The following is a 24,844-nucleotide window of genomic DNA, read 5'->3' as shown; positions in this document are numbered from 1 at the left end:
CTATTTCGACTCCTTCGCTTCGTAAGTTGCAATTTGTTCTTTAATGTTTTGTGGTTGAACTTCAAACATGTTTTTCAAGAAATCTGAAACTTTTTGTTTTGGCACGCGGTCAGCTTCAGCGATCGCTGCTTTGATTTCTTCTTTTGTTTGTTCAATGACTTGTTCTTCTTTTTCTTCAGACCAAAGTCCTTTTTCAGTTAGGTAAGTACGGAAACGTACCAATGGATCTTTTTGTTGCCATTCGCTGTCCATGTCTTTTGAACGGTAACGGGTTGGATCATCACCAGACAATGTATGTGGACCGTAACGGTAAGTCAAGGTTTCGATCAATACAGGACCGTTGCCGTTTGCTGCCCATTCACGAGCTGCTTTAGAAACATAGTACACTGCCAATGGATCCATACCGTCAACTTGGATACCAGGGATCCCAGCTGCTGCTGCTTTTTGTGCCAATGTTGGTGCCGCACTTTGTACTTCACGAGGTGTAGAGATCGCAAAACCATTGTTTTGGATGTAGAATACAGCGTTTGCATGGTATGCCCCTGCAAAGTTGATTGCTTCATAGAAGTCCCCTTGTGAAGAACCGCCATCACCTGTATAAGTGAATACAACATTTTTCTTATTGCGTTTTTTCAATCCTAAAGCAACGCCGGCTGCTTGGACGTATTGTGCACCGATGATGATTTGTGGTGGCAATGCTTTTAAATCTTCTGGGTAAAGGTTCCCAGCAACGTGACCACGTGACCATAAGAACGCTTCTTTCAATGGCAGACCGTGTTGGATCAATTGTGGTACATCACGGTAACCAGGTAATAGAACGTCTTCTTTTTCAAAAGCAAATTGACTTGCTAATTGGCTTGCTTCTTGTCCAGCAGTTGGCGCGAAGAAACCTAGACGACCTTGACGGTTTAACGCAGTTGAGCGTTGGTCTAATACACGAGACCATACCATACGAGTCATCAATTCAACTAATTCGTCGTCACTTAAATCTGGTACTAACTCTTGATTTACAATTTTCCCGTCTTTGTCCAAAGCTTGGTAAGTTGGAAAATCCGCATTGACTTGCTCCAAAATCGCTTGGAAATCAAGTGCTTTTTGTTTTTTTGCCATCTTGACACACTTTCCTCTCTGATATAAAAATTCACTTTCGTATGTAACAGGGTTTAAATCTGTACTATCGAAATTTCATTTACTCTTATAAATTATCATTTAACTTCGAAAATGACAAGTGAAAAGGGTATTTTTTTTAATAAAACAATTCCCACTGTAGCAACTCTTAAGAAAACATTAGTGAAATTAATCACATTAAAGCAATCGCTTTCTTCAGTTTTTTCTTTTCAGATTCTTTTTTTTATTTAAGAATAGTACAGCAATCATCATTTTGCTAAACAGATTTACCATTAACCTCCTTTTATTACTTGTGAAGGATTCGACTTGAATCAAAAAGAATTTTCTTAAGATGAGAAAAAAATAATACAGAGATCGGATAAAAAGAAACAGATCGGCAATTCTCCCCTCCATAGGAAGAACGCCGACCTGTTTTTTTAAATCCATTCTTTCGTTACATGAATGTAAATGCGTTTGGCAAATTCAACTGTTACTAAATAAGCGAAATTGATACCAATAAACCATGGCCAGTAGCTTGATGGCAGCGCCGCAAAATCGAAGACGGTGTGCAATGGCGTCAAGATAACTAAGAAGCCAACTGCAATTGCTAAGACGCTGGAGATCAGGACTGCCGGTGAAGCAATACTATTGATAAATGGTAATTTTCTTGTTCGGATCATGTGAACAACTAAGGTTTGTGTCGTTAAGCCGATCATAAACCATCCTGCTTGGAACAAGGCTTGCTCTTGGATCGTATTTGCACTAAAGACATGCCACATCACAAAGAAGGTCAAAATATCAAAGATGCTGCTGACCGGTCCAATGCCGACGGTAAACTTCAATAGTCCGCCCACTTGCCATTTGACTGGTTTTTCTAACTCTGCTTTGTCTACGTTATCCCATGGAATCGTCAATTGTGCCATATCGTACACCAAGTTTTGAACCAACAATTGAATGGACAACATTGGTAAGAAAGGTAAAAAGGCACTAGCAACTAAAATCGAGAAAACATTCCCGAAGTTCGAACTCAACGTCATTTTGATGTACTTCATCATATTGGTAAATACTTTGCGCCCTTCGATGACCCCTTTATCAAGGACATTCAAACTTTTTTCTAATAAAATGATCGAGCTGGCATCTTTGGTGATATCCGCTGCTGTATCAACCGAGATGCCAACATCTGCCGTGCGTAAAGCAGGCGCATCGTTGATGCCATCTCCCATAAAGCCGACCGTATGGCCTGCTGCTTGAATGGTTTCAATGATTCGTGATTTTTGCATTGGGTTTAATTTTGCAAACAGATTGGTTTTTGCAGCTTTCGCTGCTAACTCTTCATCTGATAGATGATCAATATCGGTTCCCAATAAGTATTTATCTGCATCGATACCAACATCTCGGCAAACTTTTTGCGCAACGATCGCATTATCTCCAGTCAACACTTTGACATTGATGCCATGACCGTGTAAAGAAGCAATCGCTGTTTTGGCTGTTTCTTTTGCTGGATCTAAGAAGCCCATAAAGCCAATCATGATCATGTCTTGTTCGTCTGCTACAGAATAAACGGCATCTGCGTGGGCATCGCGTTTTACGGCAACCGTTAACACACGCATCCCTTGTTTATTCAAGCGCAGGTTCACTTGACGTAATTGCTCTCTCAATTGAGGAGTCAGTTCCATCACTTTGCCATCAACTTCTACGTACTTGCAGACTTGCTCCATTTCTTCAGCTGCACCTTTTGTGACCATTAGTTGATGACCATCCGCATTGACAACAACCGTCAAGCGGCGACGTGAAAAGTCAAAAGGAATCTCATCGATTTTTGTCACATCGTTAAATGGCGCTGCCAAACCTTCTTCTTCATAGTAGTTTAGGACTGCGATATCCATCAGGTTTTTCCACCCTGTTTGATAGTAAGAATTTAAATAGGTCATATCAAGAACCTGTTTATCTTCTACGCCAAACGGGTTTAAATGTTGTACCAGCACGACACGATCTTCGGTGATCGTACCCGTTTTATCGGTACATAGCACATCCATTGCACCTAAGTTTTGAATTGAAGGCAATTCTTTGACGATCACTTTTTCTTTTGATAAAGAGATCGCCCCTTTGGCTAAGTTACTGGTAACGATCATTGGTAGCATTTCTGGCGTCAAACCAACTGCTACTGCAATCGCGAAGAACAACGCTTCGCCCCAATCACCCTTGGTTAATCCATTGATCAGTAAAACGATTGGGAAAAGAACCATGACCATTCGCAACAATAGCTTGCTGACTTTTGTTAAGCCATCTTCAAAGGTTGTTTTGCCCCGTTTCGTGGTCGCATTTTTAGCAATATCGCCAAAGAATGTACTTTGACCGGTTTTCAATATAATGGCTTTTCCTTGACCACTTAAGACATCGGTACCCATGAAAACAAGATCTTGCATATCTAGTGCAGAAATTTGTTCATCGCTTTCTTTGATCCCAGCATCGACAAATTTTTCAACGGGCATTGATTCGCCTGTTAATGAAGATTGATTGATAAATAAATCTTTGGTCCAAATCAAGATCGCATCCGCAGGGATCATGTCGCCGGTTGCTAAGGTGACGATGTCTCCTGGAACGACCTCATCCATTGGAATTTCTCTCGTGATTCCATCTCTGGTTACGGAACAAGTATTTTCAATAAGTTCTTTTAACGCTAAGCTTGCTTTTTGGGAACGGTATTCTTGGACGAAAGTAATCATGACACTGGCTAAAATCATGATTCCCATCACAATCACTGCTTCAATATCGCCTGTTACAAAAGAAATAATCATTAATAGGGCTAAAACTAACACAAAGGGATCTTTAAAAGCGCCTAAGATCATCAACCAAGCGGGTGTTGGTTTTTGTGCGTCGACTTTGTTTGGACCATACTCTGCTAAACGTTCTGCAGCATCTTCTTCCGATAACCCTTGGAAGGAGGTCCGCATCTCCATCAACAATTCTCTTTCGGTCAATTTTGCAAGTAATTTTAGTTCTTGATCTTTAGATAGTTTTTTTAACATCTTTTTTTCCTCCTAGCACTTAGGAGTTGCTTACGCCACCCCTAGCGATTCGATAACTACTCCGCTGTTTCATCTGGGGACTGGGGTATTCCATGTGAATCTTCCTTTCTTTTTATTAGGTAAGTCACTGTGGAACGCGCGCAAAAGACACAAAAAAACGCACGCTCCCAATAAGCATGCGTAAAAAACTCATGATCATTGTAGAGCTTTAGCACTATAGGGCGTAGATAGCAAACTTGCTATCAGCTGCTTTGGGTTTAACCTTCACGATTAGACCTGTCCTACCAACTAAGCATCTCTCGATGCTTTTGCGGCAGCAGCTTGTGTCCATATAGGAGCCTCACCTAACAATTATTTGTATAAAATGTCAGTTCGTCGGAAGTCTTTCTTCCAACTACCCACATAATAACTGCTATCCTAACCAATGTCAACAGCATCTAAGGAAAAAAGCACCCTTTTTTCCAAGTTTTCTATAGGTTTTCAAATGAAAGGTCTTACAATAAAATAACAACGTTAAAGAACTGATGTGATTTTATATTTCAAAACATTTGTATCTATGTGCTTGTATTCCTTTGTTCGCGCAGACTGCTTCAAGTTAACTAATGCCATACCGCCCTATTCACTATGCTGATATTCCATTAAAATCAAAAAAGACAGCTAAGAGACTAATCAAGGTCCCATAACTGCTTTTTAGAAAGGAATAGCCATTGAGAGTTCTGACTATTTTGTCCTAGCAATACTGATTTGTATTACTTTAAAGTGTGACAGGAGTTGCAGTAAATTAATCAGCTAGATTATCAATAGCATATTGCGCTTGCTCTGGGGTATATTTATCTCCGTATTCAGATACTAGCTGATCATATAATTCACTATCAGACATTGGCATCAGGTCTAAATAGTTTTCAGCCGCTTTCAAAGCATTTGCATTCCAGTCAGTTTCAACATTGTCCACGGCATATTGGGCAGCTTCTTCAGGATAATCATCACCATAACTTGATGTTAGTTGTTCAAAAAGTCCTGCCTTACTAAAGGGCATTAATAAAAGATAGTTTTCAGCTGCACGTAAAGCATTTCTGTGTTCTCTGGGAATTGTTGCATCTTCTTCAGCTTGATCTTCTTCATCAGCTTCTGGTTCTTGAAGCTCACTTGTTCCTGTATCTGAATCATTCTCGTTTTGAATCACTTCTTCAGCATCCGCAATTTCTGAACCATTTTCTCCATCCCCGTCAGATGATGGGATAACGAAGCTTATAATACCTAAAACCACAACTAATCCCAAAAAAACTTTAACGATTTTTTTAATCAAATTTACTCCTACTTTCTTTTTCAATTCACTAGTTAATATCTTTCACAAATAAGGGTAGCATAGCACGAATAGGCTTACAACAGCAAAATACCACCATTTTTTTGACAAAACACATGGATGGCAGCTGATTTGATTCATTTTGCAGATTCTCGTTTTCATTAATTGATAATGGACAACTTAATAAAAAAACAATTAGAGAAATATCTATTTGTCGTGTAACATCGATACTCTTTTCATCAAACACATCAGTTGCTGAATATCCTCATAGCAATCCTGTCACTCAGTTACTCTAAACCTTCTAAGAAAAAACGAGCTTACACTCACTGATGATTCGAGAGAAAAACTAGTGTCTTTTCATTAATAAAGGTTAACAATGAAGGTTAATTCAATAAAATCCGTCAATATAGAATCATTCTTAATGAAATAAGTAGTCTTTTAGGACTTTCCTGTCATTTTCTTCTATCCTGCTAATACAGCACATTCATTCAAGAGTTCCTCTTACCTTACGATAATGGATCAGATGTTCTTTTATTCTATGAGAACAAAAAAACGACCTTAAAAGGCCGTTTCTTCCATATAAAAGTTAGATCGTATCTCCATTGAAAATCGAATTTTTTACGATTACGTAATCCACTTTACGAATCGATTCTAAATCTTTTCCACCTGCATAAGAGATGGATGACTGCAAGTCTTGCTGCATTTCAACTAACGTGTCTTTCAAAGAACCTTTGTATTGAATCCAAATTTTCTTTCCTTCCACGTTTTTCTTTTCACCTTTTTGAAATTCTGATGCAGAACCAAAGTATTCTTTCATCACAACGCCGTTTTCTACCTTAGTTTCCCCTGGTGATTCTTCATGACCTGCAAACAATGAACCGATCATGACCATTGTTGCACCAAAGCGGACAGATTTAGCGATATCGCCGTGTGTCCGAATGCCTCCATCTGCAATGATTGGTTTGCGAGCAGCTTTGGCACACCAGCGTAGTGCTGCTAACTGCCAGCCGCCAGTCCCGAAACCAGTTTTGATTTTTGTGATACAAACTTTCCCTGGTCCAATGCCGACTTTCGTTGCATCTGCACCAGCGTTTTCCAATTCACGAACTGCTTCTGGCGTTCCAACATTTCCAGCGATCACAAACGTTGCTGGCAAATGCTTCTTGATGTGTTGGATCATATTGATCACGGCGTTTGAGTGGCCATGAGCAATATCGATCGTAATAAAATCAGGAACAAGCTCTTTGTCAGCTAGTTCTTCCACAAAGGCATATTCATTTTCTTTGACACCTACGCTGATAGAAGCAATCAAGCCACGGCTTTTCATTTTTTTGATAAATGGAATCCGCGCTTCTTCATCAAAGCGGTGCATAATATAAAAATAGCCATTTTCAGCTAAAAATTCTGCGATCGAATCATCAATAATCGTTTGCATATTTGCAGGAACAACAGGCATCTTAAACGAGTGTCCGCCTAATGTCACCGTGGTATCACATTCTGAACGGCTGTTCACGATACACTTGTTAGGAATCAGTTGTATATCTTCGTAATCAAAAACTTTCATGTCAAACATAAAAATATCCTCCAAATCTTACTAAGAGTGAAGCAAGCATCAAATGGCATCCGCCTATTTTTAACGCCCACAACAATTTAAACCACCTAGAAGTGAAATACAAGCTTTTTAGAAATACTTTTTGAAAAAAAAGGATGAATGTTCGTCTTTTGCGAACATTCATCCTTATAAGTACTGAAAAAAACGGGATTTACTAATAAATTACGGCAAGATGTTCCCAGCTGCTTTATACACCTCATACCATTCATGGCGAGTCAATACGATCGAAGATGCTTGTGCGATTTCTTCGATCCGATGCGGGGTCATCGTTCCAGCAATCACTTGCATGTTTGCAGGGTGACGTAAGATCCACGCAGAAGCAATACCTGTTGGTGTCGTTTGATACTTGTCCGCTAGTTCAGTCAATTTTTCGTTCAACTCGGGGAATTTCTCGTTACCGATAAAGACACCTTCGAAGAAACCATATTGATACGGAGACCAAGCTTGGATCGTCATCTCAAGCAAGCGAGAATATTCAAGAATTTCTCCATCATGATCGACACTACCAGCATCCGTCATGTTGACATGAATTCCTTGATCGATCATTCCCGTATGCATGATCCCGAATTGCAGCTGATTCGCTACTAAAGGTTGGGAAACATATTTTTTCAACAATTCGATTTGACCAGGTTTTTGATTGCTGACACCGAAGTATTTCACTTTGCCGTCTTTTTCTAATTGATCAAAGGCAGCTGCCACTTCTTCTGGTTCAAACAAAGTGTCAGGGCGATGCAATAGTAGCGCATCCAAATGATCGGTTTTCAAACGCTGTAAACTACCTTCCACGGAAGAAATGATATGCTCTTTCGAAAAATCAAACATTTCACCTGGAACGATGCCACATTTTGATTGAATAAACAACTCTTCTCTTTTGGCATCCGTTTTTGCTAACGCTTCCGCAAAAATCGTTTCACACTCCCCGCGCCCATAGATATCGGCATGGTCAAAAAAGGTAATGTCATTTTCAATCGCTGTCGTCAATACTTTCACTGGGTCTTTGGCATTGTTGATTCGCATCAAACCTAAAATCACGCTAGATACTTCTAAATCAGTGGGACCGAATTTAATTTTTTTCACGTAAAGTTCCTCCTTATTTAAACTACATTCTTATTTTAGCACAACAAGATGAAAACGCTACACCAACGTCAAAAAAACCTCCTATAAAATGAAAACCACCAGCACAACCGATCGGTTCTACTGGCAGTCATCCTTTACTTTCAATTTGCATTACCCATAGAAACGTTCTTTACTTCATCGCCTTTGATGAGTTGCTATAGTGTAAGGCTTTGTCACCAATGTCATTTCGATAAAACAAACCCGACAAAGGCAATTTATTGATTGCTTCATAGACGTTCTTTTGTGCAGTAGCTAAATCCTCAGCTGAAGCTTCCACAAGAAAAACACGACCACCAGCTGCCGTCAAATCGCCTTGATCAGTAGTCTCCTCCACTCCTGCATAAAAGAATTGCGTTCCTTCTCCTTGAGGAGATGGAACAGGCATTCCTTGCTGATACTTGCCAGGATATCCTTGCGATGCAATCACGACACCGATCGAAGCCGCTTGATTCCATCGGATCACAGGCACTCGATCCTGCAAGAGATCATCAATGATCTGTGCCAGACTACTATCTAAACGACTTAACACGACTTGCGTTTCTGGATCACCAAAACGCGCATTAAATTCGATGACTTTCGGTCCATCATTAGTAGCAATCAGACCTGCATAAAGAATACCAGTAAATGGTGTCTTATTACGAATCATCCCTTTTGCTGCAGGAAGTAAAACTTCTTTGACCGCTTGATCGACCATTTCTTGCGGAATCTGCGGTACTGGTGTGTATGCCCCCATACCTCCTGTATTCGGCCCTAAATCGCCATCAAACGCACGTTTATGGTCTTGGGCAATGACCATTGGATAGACGGCTTCGTCCTTAACAAACGCCAAGAGCGAAAACTCTTCGCCAGCCAAAAACTCTTCGATCACCACTTTTGCACCACTTTCACCAAAAGCATTTTGCTCCAGCATCGCTTCGACAGCTGCATTCGCCTCATCAACGGTTTCAGCAACAACTACGCCTTTGCCTGCCGCTAAGCCATCCGCTTTGATAACGATCGGTGCACCTTTAAGTTGGATATACGCTTTTGCTTGCGCACTATCTGTAAAACTTTGATAGTCAGCTGTTGGAATGTGATTGGCCCGCATCAATTCTTTGGCAAACTCTTTTGATCCTTCGATCATCGCTGCTTGTCGATTGGGACCAAAAATTTCCAAGCCCGCCGCCTGAAAATCATCTACGATGCCATTTAGTAATGGAACTTCTGGACCAACGAAGGTCCAATCAACCTCCTGCTCTTGAGCAAAAGCAATCAAACCTTCATGATCGGACTCTTCAATTGCGACTGTCACGATCCCGTCTTTTCGCATTCCAGGATTGCCCATTGCACAAAAGACTGTTTCAACTTGAGGGTCTTGCAGAAACTTTTTTGCGACGGCATGTTCTCTGCCACCACTACCAATAACAAGTATTTTCATCGTCTTCTCCTATTTCTTAGTGTTTAAAATGACGAACACCAGTAAAGACCATCGCCACACCGTACTTATCTGCCATGTCGATCGATTCTTGATCTTTGATACTACCACCAGGTTGAATAATCGCTTTGATTCCTTGTTGTGCTGCATATTCGACACTGTCATCCATCGGGAAAAAGGCATCGCTTGCCAGCACTGAACCAGCCAATTTATTGTTTTCACGGGCTTGTTCCACAGCGATTTTCACTGAACCAACGCGGTTCATTTGACCAGCACCGATCCCGACGGTTTGCTGTTGATTGGCTAAAACGATCGCATTGGACTTCACGTGTTTCACCGCTTTCCAAGCAAATGCCAAGGCTGCGATTTCTTCTGGTGTCGGCTGTCTTTTGGTCACCACGGTCCAATCTGCTGGTGACTCCATTTGATCGTCTGGTTCTTGCACCAATAAGCCCCCAAGGACAGAGACAACTTCTGGCTGTTTGGCTGCTTTTTCGAAATCAACAACCAGCAAGCGCAGATTTTTTTTCTTCGTTAGGATTTCAAGTGCTCCTTCTTCAAATGCAGGTGCAATAATGATCTCAAGAAAAATCCGCTGCAGCTGCTGCGCAGTTGTCACATCAACTGGACGATTTAAGACGATAATCCCGCCAAAAATCGACACTGGGTCTGCTTCGTAAGCTTCTTGGAAAGCTTCAGCAATCGTTTCTCCACTTCCGATTCCACATGGATTCATGTGCTTTAGGGCTACTGCAGTTGGCTCTGTAAATTCTTCTGCGATCCGTAAGGCAGCGTCAGCATCTTTAATGTTGTTGTAAGACAATTCTTTGCCGTGGATTTGTTTTGCGCTGGCAATCGAATAGGGCACGGGTAATGCGTCTTGATAGAAGGAAGCTTTCTGATGACTATTTTCACCATAACGCAATGTTTGTTTCAAAACATAGGTTTTCGTCAAGTTCTCCGTTTCTGTTTCAGCCACCGCTTTGGTCAAGTATTCACCAATCAAGACATCGTAGGCTGCGGTATGGCGGAAGACTTTGGCAGCTAATTTCTTTCTTGATGCCAACGTCGTATTGCCTTCCTTCAGCTCAGTTAAAACCCAGTCGTAATCCTTGGGATCAACGACAACAGTTACTGAGGAATGGTTTTTCGCCGCAGAACGCAGCATGCTTGGTCCGCCGATGTCGATATTTTCGATTGCGTCGGCTTCTGTGACATCAGGCTTGCTGATCGTTTCTTTAAATGGATAAAGATTGACGACAACGAGGTCGATCGGTAAAATACCGTGCTCAGCCATTGCCTCCATATGAGAAGGCAGATCACGTCGCCCTAACAGACCACCATGCACCCGCGGATGTAGCGTTTTTACCCTACCGTCCATCATTTCAGGAAATTCTGTGATCGCTTCGATGCCGATCGGTTGAAGCCCTGCTTCCTCCAAGACGGTTTTGGTCCCGCCAGTTGAAATGATTTCAAATCCTAAATTGGTCAATTCTTGGACAAATGGTACCAGTCCTTCTTTGTCAGACACACTGATTAATGCACGTTTATTCACGATTTGATAGCCCCTTTTCCACAATTTCAGCTAAAACAGCTGGATAGATTTGGTGTTCCACTTGATGAATTTTCTCTGTCACACTTGTTAACGTATCGTCGGTGTCAATCCGAACGATTTCTTGGGCAATGATTGGCCCTGTATCAATGCCAGCATCGACATAATGAACCGTAACCCCCGTCACTTTCACGCCATAAGCGAAGGCATCGGCAATCCCAGATTTGCCTGGGAAGCTCGGCAACAACGAGGGATGGATATTGATGACTCTGCCTTCATAAGCGGATAATAGGGTGTTCCCGATGATCCGCATATACCCAGCTAAAACAATAAAATTGATGGCATGATACTGCAATTCTTCGATCAATTTCCTTTCAAAGGCTGCTTTTGACGCAAAAGCCGCTGGCTCCAAGACAAGCGTTTCATAGTCTCTTGCGCGGGCTTTTTCTATCACTGGCGCTGCAGGTTTATCGGAAAAGACCAATCCGATCTGCGCCCCTTTGATTTCATTAGCCTGGATCGCATCGGCGATCGCTGTAAAATTGCTGCCCGTTCCAGAAGCAAAGACGGCGATCCTCATCGGACTGCCTCTTTAAAGCAGACAGCTTCGTTGTCACGTTTCGTCACTTTACCGATCCGATACGCTGGTTCTTCATTGGCGGATAGAAGCGCCATTACTGCCGCAACATTTTCTGGCGCAACGGCTAAGACCATACCGATCCCCATGTTGAAAATCTCGAACATTTCTTGGTGAGGAATCGCGCCATGAGCAGCGATCAGATCAAATATCGGCAACTGCGGCCAAGTGTCTAAGGAGATTTCTGCCGCCAGACCTTCAGGCAGCATCCGCGGGATATTTTCAACAAAGCCGCCACCAGTGATATGAGAAATTCCAGCTAGCCATCCTTCTGTCAATAAAGGCTTCAATGCATCCACGTAAATTCTCGTTGGCGTCAATAAACTTTCTGCAAGTGTTTGGTTGCCAAGTTCTGCAAATGTTTCTGCTCCTGTATAGCCATGCTGTTCAAAAAAGACTTTTCTGACTAAAGAGTACCCATTCGAGTGAATGCCTGATGAAGGCAAACCAATCAGCTCATCGCCTTCTTTGATGGTTTCTCCAGTGATCAAGCGACTTTTTTCGACGATTCCTACGGCAAAGCCAGCAAGATCATATTCTTCTGGTTGGTACATTCCCGGCATTTCAGCGGTTTCCCCACCAATCAGGGCAGCACCCGCTTGCACACAGCCCTCTGCGACACCAGCAATGATTTGTTCGATCTTTGCAGGATCGTTTTTACCGACTGCAACATAGTCAAGGAAGTAGATAGGTTCTGCCCCTTGAGCGACGATATCATTCACGCACATTGCGACGCAATCAATGCCGATCGTTGTGTGCTGTTCTTGCTGGATCGCCAATAAAAGCTTAGTTCCTACACCATCTGTCCCAGAAACGAGTACTGGTTCTTTCAATTGGTACGATGATAAGTCAAAACAGCCACCAAAGCCCCCGATTGCCCCCATCACGCCTAGCCGTTCTGTTCGTTTCACATGCTTTTTGATCCGTTCGACTACTTCATAACCGGCTTCGACATCGACACCGGCTTTTGCATATGCATTTGCCACGTTCGTTCCTCCTCAATCATTCATCCGCTTTTCTTCATTCAGCTCATTCGTCGTTAACGCAAGTAAACCAGCGGTCCTTCACTGCTTCGTTTGAAAACCCATTTTTGCCTACAATTTATTCAGCTAAAGACGCGAGATAGTTTTCTTCATAATCATACAAAGGGGTTGGATAATCGCCATTGAAATAGGCCATACACAATCCTGAGTAAGGTGCGTCAAAATCTAAACCGATCGCTTCGATCAACCCGTCTTCACTTAAAAAGGCCAAAGAATCTGCTTCGATTTTTTCACAAATCTCAGCTTCCGTATATTTGGCTGCGATCAATTCTTTTCTCGTTTGAATGTCGATCCCGTAAAAACACGGATAGCGCAAAGGCGGCGAACCGATACGTACATGAACTTCTTTGGCACCTGCTTCTTTTAGCAGTTGCACGATACGGCGGCTGGTGGTTCCTCGGACGATCGAATCGTCGACTAGAATCACTCGTTTGCCTTCGACTACGCCACGAACAGCTGAGAGCTTCATCCGTACACCTTGTTCCCTTAACTCCTGCGTCGGTTGAATAAACGTTCGTGCGATGTATTGATTTTTTACTAAGCCTAATTCATAGGGAATACCTGATGCTTCTGCGTACCCGCTGGCAGCAGATAAGGATGAATTCGGTACACCAATGACCATATCCGCTTCGATCGGCGCCTCTTGTGCTAAGCGACGGCCCATATTTTTACGGGCACGATGGACGTTGACGCCAGCGATGTTGGAATCAGGACGGGCAAAATAGATAAACTCCATCGAACATATCGCAGGTTGTACTTCTTGGGTATACTGTTCAATTTGAATGCCTGCATCATCAATGATCACGACTTCGCCTGGTCGGACATCACGAATAAATTCCGCACCGATGACTTCCAACGCACAGGTTTCTGAAGCCACCACATAAGCACCATTGACCATTTTCCCGATTGACAATGGCCGAAAGCCATTGGGGTCTAGTGCTGCGATCATGGCATTTTCGGTCAGTAAAAGGTACGCAAATCCACCTTTAACTTGATTTAATGCCTCCTTGACCCGATCCATAAAAAGCGGTTCTTCGCTGCGACGGATCAAGTGCATGAGAATCTCTGTATCGGAATTCGAGTGGAAAATCGCACCAGCCTTTTCTAAGGATTTCCGTAGACTTTTCGCATTCGTCAAGTTGCCGTTATGAGCTAAGCCAATCTGCTGATCAAAAAATTTGAATAAAAATGGTTGAATATTATCAACGCTACCATTACCAGCAGTTGCGTAGCGAACGTGACCAATAGCAGCATCTCCTGTCAGACGCTGGAGGACACGTTCATCCGAAAAGACTTCCGCTAGCAACCCTAAATCACGGTGGCCATTGAGTTTCCCCGCATCATTCGTGACAATCCCTGCACCTTCTTGGCCGCGATGTTGCAAACTGTGTAGTCCGAAGTAGGTGACGCGAGCGGCATCTGGATGACCCCAAACACCAAAAACCCCACATTCCTCGTTGAGGCTCTTTACTTCATTAAACATGGAATGGCTTCCTCCCATTTCAATTTCGCCTCAGTAAGGGGCATCTCGATCGTATCATCTTGTGCTTGCATGCGAATCTGGCCATCAGCAGTCACTTCCCCGATCGCTGTTGCAGCAGCGCCTACCAGCGCTTCAAAAGCTGCTTGCTTATCAGGTGCGACTGAAAGCACAAATCGGGATTGGGTTTCTGAAAACAATTGTGCTGCTGGCAATGACACGGTCACATTTAGACCAAAGCCCTTGTCAAAAGCGGATTCGGCTAAAGCGATCGCTAAACCACCTTCGGCACAATCGTGGGCACTTTGAACAAGACCTGCTTGGATCGCTGCGGTAACCAATTGTTGGTTCATTTTTTCTGTTTCAAGGTCAAAGGACATTAAACGCCCAGCGATCTTTCCTGTCTGCAGTTTTTGCAATTCAGACCCATTGAAGTCAGCATGGGTTTCCCCTAGGACATAGATCAGATCCCCCGCTGATTGGAAATGCTGCGTCGTGATATGCGCCAGCTCTTCGATCAATCCGACCATCCCAATTACCGGCGTTGGATAGACCGATTGTCCGTCCGTTTCGTTGTATAAGGAGACGTTCCCAGAAATGACTGGTGTCTCTAGCACACGACAAGCTTCTGAGATCCCGTCAGCAGCCGTGGATAACTCCCAGAATCCTTCTGGTTTATCTGGCGAGCCGAAGTTAAGGCAGTCAGTGATCGCCAATGGACGCCCACCGGAAGCGACGATATTTCGAGCAGCTTCTGCAACTGCGATCTGTCCGCCGACTTCTGGATCTAAGTACAGGTAACGAGCATTACAGTCAGTCGTCATCGCCAAGGCTTTATTGGTTCCCTTGATTCGTAACACAGCGGCATCACTGCCGGGTCCTACCACGGTATTGGTACGAACTTGCGAATCGTAGGTTTCAAAAATCGAGCGTTTTGAAGCGATCGTCGGCTGCTGCAGTAGATCGGCAAATACAGACGTTGCTGAGTGAATCACTGGAACAAAGTCTGGTGTTTCCTTAAACACTTTGATCCGTTTCGGTTCTGCCATCTCTTTGTAGTAAGTCGGCGCATCTTCAGCTAAAGCATCTACTGGCAAATTAGCGACTTCCTGTCCGTGATGGAACAAACGATAGTTGCCATCATCTGTTACTTCACCGATCACGACGGCTTCTAGATCGTATTTCTTAAAGAGTGCTTCCACTTCAGCTTCATGTCCTTTTTTGACACAGATCAGCATCCGCTCTTGAGATTCTGACAACATCATTTCATAAGGCGTCATATTGGTTTCTCGTTGTGGAACATCATCTAACGTTAAGCGCAACCCTGATCCGGCTTTTGATGCCATCTCGGCACTAGAAGAAACCAATCCAGCAGCACCCATATCTTGAATTCCGACTAAAATGTCCGAATGATCCACGATCAATTCCAAACAAGCTTCCAACAAAAGTTTTTCCATAAAAGGATCACCGACTTGTACGGCGGAACGTTGTTGTTCTTCACCTTCGACAAATTCTTCCGATGCAAAAGTCGCCCCATGTATCCCGTCGCGTCCTGTTTTTGCGCCGACATACATGATGGTGTTTCCAACACCTTTGGCCTGCCCTTTTTGAATATCCTTGTGAGCAATGATCCCTACACACATCGCATTGACTAATGGATTGCCTTCATAACAAGGATCAAATGCCACTTCACCACCGACGGTCGGAATCCCAATACAGTTGCCATAGCCACTGATCCCTGCAACGACTTCTTCCAAAAGATATTTCGTTCTTGGATTATCTAACTCACCAAATCGTAAGGAGTCTAAAACAGCAATCGGTCTTGCTCCCATACTGAAGATGTCGCGGATGATCCCACCAACTCCAGTTGCTGCTCCTTCATAAGGTTCCACCGCAGAAGGATGATTATGGCTTTCCGCTTTAAAAACGACGGCTAGATCATCGCCGATATCCACGATACCCGCACCTTCGCCAGGTCCTTGCAGTACTTGCGGCCCTTCTGTCGGGAATTTCCGCAAAACAGGTTTGGAATTTTTGTAAGAACAATGTTCACTCCACATCACTGAAAAGAGTCCAGTTTCGGTATAGTTCGGTAAACGTCCCAAAATATCTTCTGAGATCATCCGATACTCTTCTTGGGTCAATCCCCATTGCTCGTATAATTTCGTGTCTTTGATTTCTTGTGGTGTAGGTTCTTTTACGATCATTTTATCCATTTACCGGCACCTTCCCAAAATTTTTCAATAATGAAGCAAAAAACTTCTTGCCATCTTCTGAGCCTAATAAGCTTTCCATCGCTCGTTCTGGATGAGGCATCATGCCTAGAACATTGCCAGCTTTATTACAGATACCAGCGATGTTGTGTAGGCTGCCGTTGACGTTATCTTCATAACGGAAAACGATTTGATTGTTGGCAACCAATTCCTGATAAGTCGTTTCATCACAATAATAATTGCCCTCACCATGAGCGACAGGAAGCGTAATGACTTGATCCGTTTCATATTCAGAAGTAAAAGCTGTTTGATTATTCACTTGCAGACGGACCGGTTTGCAAATAAAATGGAGTGATTCATTTCTTTGTAAAACCCCTGGTAACAAGCCCGCTTCCGTTAAAATTTGAAACCCATTGCAGGTACCAAAAACAGGTTTGCCTTCATTTGCCAGACGAATGACCTCTGACATGATCGTTGAAAAACGGGCGATCGCTCCACATCTTAAGTAATCACCATAAGAAAATCCTCCTGGAAGCAAAACACCGTCAAAACCAGCTAAGCTGTCTGCATCATGGCGCACATATTCTGCTTCTGCCCCCATGATATCTTTGATTGCCCACATCAAATCAACATCACAATTTGATCCAGGAAAAACGATCACTGCAAATTTCATAGGGCCCCTTCCTCCATTTGAACCATTTCATAACGGTAGGTTTCCATATTGACGTTTGCCAAAAGCTTGTCGCAGATCGCTTCGATCTCTTCTGCTACAGCTGCTTGTGTTTGATTGTTGGAAGGTGTCACTTTGATTTCAAAGTATTTCCCGATCCGAATATCACTGACATCTTGATACCCCAAGCGATGAACGGCTCCTTTCACAGCTTCTCCTTGAGGGTCTAAAACAGATTCCTTATAGGTTACATAAACTTTGACTAAATACATGCTGAATTCTCCTTTTCTAAACGATTTAAGACTTCTTCATAAACAGGAACGATGTCCCCTAAATCACGTCGATAGACATCTTTATCAAGATGCTCATTTGTCCCCATATCCCATAAACGACAAGTATCTGGTGAAATCTCATCAGCCAGGAGCAACTCGCCCTTCTTGGTTTTGCCAATCTCGATTTTAAAATCGATCAAGCGAATGTTGATATTCGAGAAGATTTCCAGTAACGCAGCATTGACTTTCAGCGCCAATGTTTTGATCTGGTCCAGCTCCTCTTCTGAGGCAAGCCCTAGATAAAACACATGATCATCATTGATAAACGGATCATCCAAGCGATCTTCTTTGTAGTAAAACTCTACGATCGGCTTTGGCAGTTTGGTTCCTTCTTCGATGCCCAAGCGCTTTGAAAAACTACCAGCAGCCGTGTTGCGAACAACGACTTCTAAAGGAATCATGGTGACAGCTCGAATTAATTGTTCGTGTTTAGACACTAATTGAAGAAAGTGACTTGGGACGTTTTTATCGGCTAGCCGCTGAAAAAGATGCGCAGTGATCTGATTGTTCAAGGCACCCTTTCCTACAACGGCATCTTTCTTTTGACCATTCAATGCAGTAGCTTGATCCAAATAAACGACTCTCAATACATCCTCTTCGTTGGTTTTAAACAATTTCTTGGCTTTTCCTTCATAAAGAAGCACTTCTGATTCCATAATCCACCTCAGTTAAGTAATATTTTTCACATAGCGATGACACACATCTTTATTTGCTTATTATTCTAACAACGCAGAAAAAGCGGGTCAACGATTATCTGTACATTTACATATTAATAAACACGAATGTTCGCTTTTTACCCAGTTGGTTGAAAGTAGATTCCTCTTTAGAAGCAGCGAAGGATTTATAAAGCGTTTACAATATTCTTTTTTCATGCTATATTTAGGTCGTATTGTAGCTACATTCAAGGAGGAGTACTATATGTGGTCGCTAAAGAATCGTGCTGAACTTTTTTTAGCTCATTTATCAGACAAAGAAAAACAACAGCTCCATAACGAATTATTGGCCGTGCAGCAAATCCTTTCCATCAACCAACAAACAAGTTTCTATTTATTCAGTCCCTTCAAAAAAGGGGCGCGCCCTCATTATGCCGAAGAACAAAAGCGTGTTCTACAATTTCAAAATGAGCGCAATGACGAATTGATCATTCATCAAATCCATCGCCAAAGCTTATTTAAACATACGTATTCTTTTCGGATTTATTTTAATTTAGAAGAAATGGACTTTTCTTTCTTGGATGATCTTTTGCATCTTTTGAAGGAACAAAGCCAGACACCAACGTTTAAATTGAGTCCAGCGGCAAACTGACTGAGTATCCTTCGATAAAAAAAGGTAAAATAAACAAAAGCCCGTAATTTATCGGGCTTTTTTTGTTATACTATTTTCAGACAACAGAAAGGATACGATTATGCTATTTACGAAACAATCATTTGATGCTTTTTCTTTAGAAACGTTAGACGAACGAATGGAAAAAATCCGTGCCGAGATTCAGCCGATTTTTCAAACGATCGGTGAGGCAGCGATCCCATTAATTGAAGAAAGCTGCCAAGAGCCTTTTTATTTGCATATTGCTCAGCACCGACGCAGAACCGTCTACCCTCCTGCCGAAACCTGGGCAGGGATCGGTCCGAACAAACGAGGCTATAAAATGGATGCCCACTTTCAAATTGGGATCAATCAAGCGTATGTCTTCGTTTGGCTCAGCGTGATCGACCAACCGAAAAATCAGGCAACGATCGCTGAATCCTGGTTGGCCCAAAAAGAATTATTCGATCAATTACCAGCTGACTTTACACTTTCTCCTGATCACACAAAATACGACCACCACCCTATCGCCATGTGGCCAACCTATCTGGAACGATTGAAGAAAGTCAAAAAAAGCGAGCTTCAAATTGGAAAGATTTTTCCGAAAGAAATGATCGAAGACGTTGAGATGGCGGATATTTTAGCAGTTTATCAAACGCTGTTGCCGCTTTATCATGCCCGTATGACGGCTTTGAAGGAGGAACAATAATATGTCAGAAAATCGGCGCTCTCGCAACGAAAAGCCAGCGAAAAAGCCCAAGCGCTTCGTCTGGTTGGCACTTCCTGCCGCCTTATTGGTACTAGGCGGCGGCTATTATGGTTATACCGTCTATCAGGATCGGCAAGAAGAAGCCGCTGCTAAAAAAGCCCTCACTTCCTTTATCGACGCTTTGGCCGATCAGAAGTACAGTGACTTGCCTGCCTTCGTGTCTGAAGACAGTTTAGCATCAACCGGCTTTACCGCAGACGAAGTCTCTGCAAAATACGAAGCGATCTTCACTGGTATCGGTGCTGAATCATTTAAAGCCTCTGGGATTGAGGTAACTCCTAATGACAAGGATTCCGATCAATTCAATTTCCAATACAACGGTTCCTTGACCACCTCGTTAGGTGAATTAACCGAGCTTTCTTATAGCGGCACGATCACTGTAGCTGATAACGAAGCCAAAATCGATTGGTCCCCTCAGTTGATCTTTCCAGGAATGGAGGGACAAGACAAAGTCAGTATTTCCGTAGATAATGCCACTCGCGGGGAGATTCTCGACCGAAACAACGAACCACTAGCAGAAAATGGCACGCTTTATCAGTTAGGCGTCGTTCCGGGGCAACTGGGCACGGGAGACGAAAAAAACGCCAATATCAAAGCGATCGCGGAACGTTTCGACCTGACAGAAGAAGCCATCAATCAAGCGTTGGGGCAATCTTGGGTTCAAGATGAGTTGTTCGTCCCCTTGAAGATCATCGAACCAACGGATGAGATGCCAACTGGAACAAGTTTAAAAGAAACGACTGGACGCACTTACCCACTTGGGGAAGCTGCCGCCCAACTGATTGGTTACTTAGGAAATGTAACAGCGGAAGATATCGAAAAAGATGAAACACTAGCAAGCAACGGACAAATTGGTCGTAGTGGTCTGGAAGCTGCCTTCGATAAAGAGTTGCGAGGAGAAAACGGCGGAAAAATCGCCATCACAGATGAAGATGGTGCTGAGAAAGCCGTCCTGTTAGAAAAAGAACGCGCAGATGGCAAGGATATCCAATTGACTATTGATGCCCAAGCCCAAAAGACGGCGTTTGACTCCTTACAAAACCAAGCAGGAGCAACGGTCGTTACTGAACCCAAAACTGGCGATCTGTTGGTACTTGCCAGCTCGCCAAGTTATGATCCCAATAAAATGACCCAAGGGATCTCACAAGAAGATTATGATGCGTATGAACAAAATGAAGACCTGCCTTTCATCAGCCGCTTTGCTACGGCCTATGCACCTGGTTCGACCTTTAAGGCCATCACTGGTGCGATCGGCTTGGAAAATGGCACGATCGATCCTACGCAGAGTATCGCGATCGATGGATTGAAATGGCAAAAAGATAGCTCGTGGGGCGACTACTTTGTGACGAGAGTTACTGATGTAGCTTCTGTGAATCTCAAGGATGCACTGGTATACTCTGATAACATTTATATGGCGCAACAAACCCTATCTATGGGCGAAGATACCTTTCGTGACGGCTTGTCGAAGTTGATTTTTGGTGAAACATTGGATTTACCGATCGCGATGAATCCTGCTCAAATTTCAAATGAAGACTCCTTCAATTCGGACATTTTACTGGCAGATACCGGCTATGGCCAAGGAGAATTGTTATTGAATCCAATCCAGCAAGCGGCGATCTACTCCGTCTTTGCCAATCAAGGGAAGCTGGTCTATCCCCGTTTAGTGAAAGAGGAAGAGCAAAAAGACAAAGAAGTCTTTAAAGCAGAAACGATCGATCAAATCAATCAAGATTTGACCGCCGTTGTTTCCGATCCAAACGGAACTGCACATTCCTTGGCAGCATTAAACATTCCATTGGCTGCTAAGACAGGAACAGCTGAAATCAAAGAAAAGCAAGATGAAAAAGGCCAGGAAAACAGTTTCTTATTTGCCTTTGATTCGCAAGACCAAGGATTTCTGATGGTCTCCATGCTAGAAGATCGCCAGGAAAACCAATCAGCAACTGGTTTAGCACCTGAGCTATTGACCTACTTAGCTGAACATTATTAAAAAAAGCCGCAACCTTCAGACAAGGATCTGAAGGTTGCGGCTTTTTTCTTATTCGGCTAAACCGACACGTTCAAAGATCGTGTCGACTTGTTTTAAATGATGGTTGTAATCAAACGCATCGTCTAAGTCTGCTTTGGACAACACATCCGTAATGGCTGGATCAGCTTCTAATAGTGGACGGAAATCCGTTTGCTCATCCCAAGCTTGCGCTGTTTTTGGCTGAACCAAGTCATAGGCTTGCTCTCTTGTCATACCGTGATCGATCAATTTCAACATCACTCGTTGGCTGTAGATCAATCCAAAGGTCGCATTCATATTGCGCTTCATATTCTCTGGGAAAACAGTCAGATTTTTGACGATATTGCCAAAGCGATTCAGCATATAATCGATCAAAATCGTCGTATCCGGAATAATGATCCGTTCTGCCGATGAATGTGAGATATCCCGTTCATGCCACAGTGAGACATTTTCATAAGCTGTCACCATATGGCCGCGAACGACTCGTGCAAGTCCCGCCATATTTTCAGAACCGATTGGGTTACGCTTATGGGGCATGGCAGAAGAACCTTTTTGACCTTTTGCGAAGAATTCTTCAACTTCTCGGGTTTCTGATTTTTGTAAGCCCCGGATTTCGGTGGCAAATTTCTCAATGCTAGTTGCGATCAACGCCATTGCAGAGAAATACTCTGCATGCAAGTCACGAGGTAGTACTTGTGTGGAAATATCTTGCGCACGAATCCCTAATTTTTCACAGACATACTCTTCGACAAACGGTGGAATATTTGCAAAGGTTCCAACTGCTCCGCTGATCTTTCCTGCTTCGACCCCTTTTGCTGCCCGCTCAAAACGCTCGACATTGCGTTTCATTTCCGCATACCATAAGGCTAATTTCAAGCCAAAGGTCGTTGGTTCCGCATGTACACCATGGGTACGTCCCATCATTACGGTATGTTTGTATTCTTTGGCTTTTTCACCAATGATCGTCACAAAACGATTTAAATCTTCCCGAATCAAGTCGTTGGCTTGTTTCATCAAGTAGCCATACGCAGTATCAACAACATCCGTCGACGTCAAGCCGTAGTGGACCCATTTACTTTCATCACCTAAAGATTCAGAGACTGCTCGGGTAAAAGCAACCACATCATGTCGCGTTTGCGCTTCGATCTCTAAGATACGGTCGATATCGAAGGTTGCTTTTTCACGAATCAAAGCAACATCCTCTTTCGGTATCTCCCCTAGTTCCGCCCAAGCTTCATCCGCCAATATTTCTACTTCTAACCACGCTTGGTAACGGTTTTGATCGGTCCAAATAGCACCCATTTCTGGTCTTGTGTAACGCTCTAACATGTTATTATCTCCTTTAATCCCAAATATTGGTTTGATAGATTTCTTCAGTGGTCTCTGCGATATCTTCTGTCAAAACAGTGATATGACCCATTTTACGCCCGGTTTTCGCTTCTTCTTTGCCATAGTAATGGAATTGCCAAGCAGGTTTTGTGGCAATCAACTCATACGTTTCTGTCAATTCATCGCCTAAGACATTGACCATGACTGCTGGTGAAAGCAATGACACTTCTGGTAATGGCCAGCCACAGATCCCCCGGATATGGGCATCAAACTGACTCATGGAACAAGCTTCGATCGAATAGTGACCAGAATTATGTGGTCGCGGTGCCAACTCATTGACATACAAGCCGCCACTTTTAGTCAAGAACATTTCGATGGCTAAAACGCCTTGCAGATCCAAGGCCTTCGCAATAATATGAGCGATCCGTTTGGCTTCTTCGGCAACTTCTGGATCAATGCGCGCAGGAGCGATCGTTTGATGCAAAATATTGTTGCGGTGGATGTTTTCTACCACTGGGAAAGTGGTAAAGGTTTCTCCATTACCAGCAACTAAAATCGACAATTCTTTTTCAAAAGGAATCCACGCTTCTAATTCGCACGTCCCTTCACGCAGTAAGTTCATCGAAGGCGCTAAGTCCGCGGTACTGTATAACACGTGCTGCCCTTTTCCGTCATAACCGCCTCTAGTCGTTTTTAACACACAGGGATAACCGATACTGTCGATGGCATCTTGGATATCCGTTGGACTGATGATCGTGGCATAAGGTGCAATTACGATATTGTTAGCCTCTAGAAATGACTTTTCTAATAAACGGTCTTGAGTGATTGCTAACAGGTCAGTCCCTTGAGGGATATGGGAATAAGGCAAAATGGAATTCAAAGCCTCGACACTGACATTTTCGAATTCATAGGTGATCACGTCGGCACGTCGAGCCATTTCTTCTAAAGCAAACACATCATCGTAGGCAGCAACAATATGCCAATCAGCGACTTGGGCTGTTGGACAATTGGCAGTAGGGTCTAAGACGCCAACCCGAAAGCCCATTTCTTTGGCACTCATTGCCATCATACGACCTAGCTGTCCTCCGCCAACGATTCCGATCGTTGCGTTGGGCATTAAAGGTTTAATCAAGTTGATCACTACTTTCCAATACAATTTCTTTTAATGTATTTCTTCGCGCGTTTAATTTCTCCGCTATCTCTAAATCATACATGGAAAGCATCTGCGCTGCAAGTAGTCCTGCGTTAGTTGCGCCAGCTTTTCCGATCGCTGTTGTTGCTACTGGTACCCCAGCTGGCATCTGCACGATCGATAGTAGGGAATCCAACCCGTTTAATGCGCGAGATTGTACAGGCACACCAATGACGGGCAACGTTGTTTTCGCTGCGACCATTCCTGGCAAATGAGCTGCTCCTCCTGCTCCTGCGACAATGACTTTGATTCCTTCTGCACGAGCAGTTTCGGCAAATTCGAACATCAAATCTGGTGTACGATGTGCCGAAACGACTTTTTTCTGATAAGGTATCGCTAACTCATCTAAAATCAAGCAGCACTCCTTCATTGTTTCCCAATCTGACTTGCTCCCCATAATCACTGCAACTGCTGGTTTCATTTGATTTTCCCTCCAACGATTTTTTACTAGTTTCTTCTGAAACAAGCTCAGAAGTATTTTCTCACGAAATTAGTTTGTTAGCAGCAGTTTGTCACTGCGACCCAACGCCCTTTGCATAGCACGTTATGACTAACAATCACTTTCCCCTTTAAATAGTAACGAGTTGCCGGAGCAATGTCAAAATATTTTCGAACTATTTGCTAGTTTAACTTTGTATCGTTCGTTTTTATGGCTAAGAAAACCATTCAGTCTTTCTGTTTGGCAGGAAAAAGACAAATAAAGGAACAATACAAAAAATCCAGACGAATCCTCGTC

At 43.2% G+C, this 24,844-nt stretch carries 20 protein-coding genes and 1 riboswitch; of the genes, 3 read left to right on the top strand and 17 right to left on the bottom strand.

Annotation, left to right across the window (positions count from 1 at the left end; translation table 11 throughout):
- The 14 genes from pdhA to purC form a co-directional block, all read right to left on the bottom strand.
- Nucleotides 1-1,110 (bottom strand): pyruvate dehydrogenase (acetyl-transferring) E1 component subunit alpha, encoded by a 1,110-nt coding sequence (pdhA, locus tag P0G38_RS07605; RefSeq protein WP_005231936.1) that lies wholly within the window; start codon nt 1,108-1,110, stop codon nt 1-3.
- Nucleotides 1,111-1,544: 434 nt separating this feature from the next.
- Complete coding sequence (gene mgtA / locus P0G38_RS07600; RefSeq protein WP_074535231.1) at nt 1,545-4,136, bottom strand: magnesium-translocating P-type ATPase; 2,592 nt, start codon at nt 4,134-4,136, stop codon at nt 1,545-1,547.
- Nucleotides 4,137-4,323: 187 nt separating this feature from the next.
- Nucleotides 4,324-4,495, bottom strand: a riboswitch (M-box (ykoK) riboswitch).
- Between the two features lie 422 nt (nt 4,496-4,917).
- On the bottom strand, nt 4,918-5,442 hold the full coding sequence (locus P0G38_RS07595) for an Ltp family lipoprotein (protein WP_225582068.1): 525 nt from the start codon (nt 5,440-5,442) through the stop codon (nt 4,918-4,920).
- Nucleotides 5,443-6,025: 583 nt separating this feature from the next.
- Nucleotides 6,026-7,003: a GMP reductase gene (gene guaC, locus P0G38_RS07590; protein WP_005230038.1), complete on the bottom strand. Its 978-nt coding sequence runs from the start codon at nt 7,001-7,003 to the stop codon at nt 6,026-6,028.
- Between the two features lie 210 nt (nt 7,004-7,213).
- A complete protein-coding gene (locus P0G38_RS07585) occupies nt 7,214-8,128 on the bottom strand; it encodes an aldo/keto reductase (protein WP_074535230.1) in 915 nt (304 codons plus the stop codon).
- A gap of 169 nt (nt 8,129-8,297) precedes the next feature.
- Entirely contained in the window at nt 8,298-9,584 is a 1,287-nt protein-coding gene (gene purD / locus P0G38_RS07580) for a phosphoribosylamine--glycine ligase (RefSeq protein WP_074535229.1), read from the bottom strand.
- Between the two features lie 16 nt (nt 9,585-9,600).
- Nucleotides 9,601-11,136, bottom strand: coding sequence for a bifunctional phosphoribosylaminoimidazolecarboxamide formyltransferase/IMP cyclohydrolase (gene purH / locus P0G38_RS07575; protein WP_074535228.1), 1,536 nt, complete (start codon nt 11,134-11,136; stop codon nt 9,601-9,603).
- Nucleotides 11,129-11,713 carry a phosphoribosylglycinamide formyltransferase gene (gene purN / locus P0G38_RS07570; RefSeq protein WP_074535227.1) on the bottom strand — a complete coding sequence of 195 codons (585 nt, stop codon included), beginning with the start codon at nt 11,711-11,713 and terminating at the stop codon, nt 11,129-11,131. The genes purH and purN overlap by 8 nt, the downstream gene beginning before the upstream one ends.
- A complete protein-coding gene (gene purM / locus P0G38_RS07565; RefSeq protein ID WP_074535226.1) occupies nt 11,710-12,756 on the bottom strand; it encodes a phosphoribosylformylglycinamidine cyclo-ligase in 1,047 nt (348 codons plus the stop codon). The genes purN and purM overlap by 4 nt, the downstream gene beginning before the upstream one ends.
- Nucleotides 12,757-12,871: 115 nt before the next feature.
- Entirely contained in the window at nt 12,872-14,296 is a 1,425-nt protein-coding gene (gene purF, locus P0G38_RS07560) for an amidophosphoribosyltransferase (protein ID WP_010749590.1), read from the bottom strand.
- A complete protein-coding gene (purL, locus tag P0G38_RS07555; protein WP_175445274.1) occupies nt 14,281-16,509 on the bottom strand; it encodes a phosphoribosylformylglycinamidine synthase subunit PurL in 2,229 nt (742 codons plus the stop codon). Before purL ends, purF begins: the two co-directional genes overlap by 16 nt.
- Complete coding sequence (purQ, locus tag P0G38_RS07550) at nt 16,502-17,179, bottom strand: phosphoribosylformylglycinamidine synthase subunit PurQ (RefSeq protein ID WP_010749588.1); 678 nt, start codon at nt 17,177-17,179, stop codon at nt 16,502-16,504. The genes purL and purQ overlap by 8 nt, the downstream gene beginning before the upstream one ends.
- Nucleotides 17,176-17,448, bottom strand: a complete 273-nt coding sequence (gene purS, locus P0G38_RS07545; RefSeq protein WP_016611024.1) for a phosphoribosylformylglycinamidine synthase subunit PurS — start codon at nt 17,446-17,448, stop codon at nt 17,176-17,178. The genes purQ and purS overlap by 4 nt, the downstream gene beginning before the upstream one ends.
- Complete coding sequence (gene purC / locus P0G38_RS07540) at nt 17,439-18,164, bottom strand: phosphoribosylaminoimidazolesuccinocarboxamide synthase (RefSeq protein WP_074535225.1); 726 nt, start codon at nt 18,162-18,164, stop codon at nt 17,439-17,441. The genes purS and purC overlap by 10 nt, the downstream gene beginning before the upstream one ends.
- Before the next feature lie 214 nt (nt 18,165-18,378).
- Here purC and P0G38_RS07535 point away from each other — a divergent pair, with 214 nt between their 5' ends.
- The 3 genes from P0G38_RS07535 (at nt 18,379) to pbp4 (ending at nt 21,569) form a co-directional block, all read left to right on the top strand.
- Nucleotides 18,379-18,813, top strand: a complete 435-nt coding sequence (locus P0G38_RS07535) for a hypothetical protein (RefSeq protein ID WP_016611022.1) — start codon at nt 18,379-18,381, stop codon at nt 18,811-18,813.
- A gap of 100 nt (nt 18,814-18,913) precedes the next feature.
- Nucleotides 18,914-19,519, top strand: coding sequence for a DUF1054 domain-containing protein (locus P0G38_RS07530; RefSeq protein ID WP_016611021.1), 606 nt, complete (start codon nt 18,914-18,916; stop codon nt 19,517-19,519).
- A 1-nt stretch (nt 19,520) separates the two neighbouring features.
- Nucleotides 19,521-21,569 carry a penicillin-binding protein PBP4(5) gene (pbp4, locus tag P0G38_RS07525; RefSeq protein WP_074535224.1) on the top strand — a complete coding sequence of 683 codons (2,049 nt, stop codon included), beginning with the start codon at nt 19,521-19,523 and terminating at the stop codon, nt 21,567-21,569.
- Nucleotides 21,570-21,617: 48 nt separating this feature from the next.
- On the opposite strand, the gene purB is transcribed toward pbp4, so the two are convergent.
- From purB to purE, 3 genes are read right to left on the bottom strand one after another with little or no spacing between them, the layout of a single operon-like run.
- Entirely contained in the window at nt 21,618-22,916 is a 1,299-nt protein-coding gene (gene purB, locus P0G38_RS07520) for an adenylosuccinate lyase (protein WP_005231933.1), read from the bottom strand.
- Nucleotides 22,917-22,929: 13 nt separating this feature from the next.
- The gene (gene purK, locus P0G38_RS07515) at nt 22,930-24,057 is read right to left on the bottom strand and encodes a 5-(carboxyamino)imidazole ribonucleotide synthase (protein ID WP_015509893.1); all 1,128 of its coding nucleotides are present in this window, start codon (nt 24,055-24,057) and stop codon (nt 22,930-22,932) included.
- Nucleotides 24,041-24,529: a 5-(carboxyamino)imidazole ribonucleotide mutase gene (gene purE / locus P0G38_RS07510; RefSeq protein ID WP_010749580.1), complete on the bottom strand. Its 489-nt coding sequence runs from the start codon at nt 24,527-24,529 to the stop codon at nt 24,041-24,043. Before purE ends, purK begins: the two co-directional genes overlap by 17 nt.
- Nucleotides 24,530-24,844: the final 315 nt, after the last annotated feature.

The organism is Enterococcus casseliflavus (assembly GCF_029215545.1).
Classification (GTDB): Bacteria; Bacillota; Bacilli; order Lactobacillales; family Enterococcaceae; genus Enterococcus_D; species Enterococcus_D casseliflavus.
Note: the sequence above shows the minus strand (reverse complement) of the source record. Positions and strands in the feature narration are given on the sequence as shown.

Coding starts and splice junctions, on each gene's coding strand:
- purC (WP_074535225.1), bottom strand. CDS start 18,164: ATGGAATCAGAAGTGCTTCTTTATGAAGGAAAAGCCAAGAAATTGTTT.
- purB (WP_005231933.1), bottom strand. CDS start 22,916: ATGTTAGAGCGTTACACAAGACCAGAAATGGGTGCTATTTGGACCGAT.
- P0G38_RS07530 (WP_016611021.1), top strand. CDS start 18,914: ATGCTATTTACGAAACAATCATTTGATGCTTTTTCTTTAGAAACGTTA.
- purF (WP_010749590.1), bottom strand. CDS start 14,296: ATGTTTAATGAAGTAAAGAGCCTCAACGAGGAATGTGGGGTTTTTGGT.
- mgtA (WP_074535231.1), bottom strand. CDS start 4,136: ATGTTAAAAAAACTATCTAAAGATCAAGAACTAAAATTACTTGCAAAA.
- pdhA (WP_005231936.1), bottom strand. CDS start 1,110: ATGGCAAAAAAACAAAAAGCACTTGATTTCCAAGCGATTTTGGAGCAA.
- P0G38_RS07535 (WP_016611022.1), top strand. CDS start 18,379: ATGCTATATTTAGGTCGTATTGTAGCTACATTCAAGGAGGAGTACTAT.
- purE (WP_010749580.1), bottom strand. CDS start 24,529: ATGAAACCAGCAGTTGCAGTGATTATGGGGAGCAAGTCAGATTGGGAA.
- purN (WP_074535227.1), bottom strand. CDS start 11,713: ATGAGGATCGCCGTCTTTGCTTCTGGAACGGGCAGCAATTTTACAGCG.
- purD (WP_074535229.1), bottom strand. CDS start 9,584: ATGAAAATACTTGTTATTGGTAGTGGTGGCAGAGAACATGCCGTCGCA.
- guaC (WP_005230038.1), bottom strand. CDS start 7,003: ATGAAAGTTTTTGATTACGAAGATATACAACTGATTCCTAACAAGTGT.
- purS (WP_016611024.1), bottom strand. CDS start 17,448: ATGTATTTAGTCAAAGTTTATGTAACCTATAAGGAATCTGTTTTAGAC.
- purL (WP_175445274.1), bottom strand. CDS start 16,509: ATGGATAAAATGATCGTAAAAGAACCTACACCACAAGAAATCAAAGAC.
- purQ (WP_010749588.1), bottom strand. CDS start 17,179: ATGAAATTTGCAGTGATCGTTTTTCCTGGATCAAATTGTGATGTTGAT.
- pbp4 (WP_074535224.1), top strand. CDS start 19,521: ATGTCAGAAAATCGGCGCTCTCGCAACGAAAAGCCAGCGAAAAAGCCC.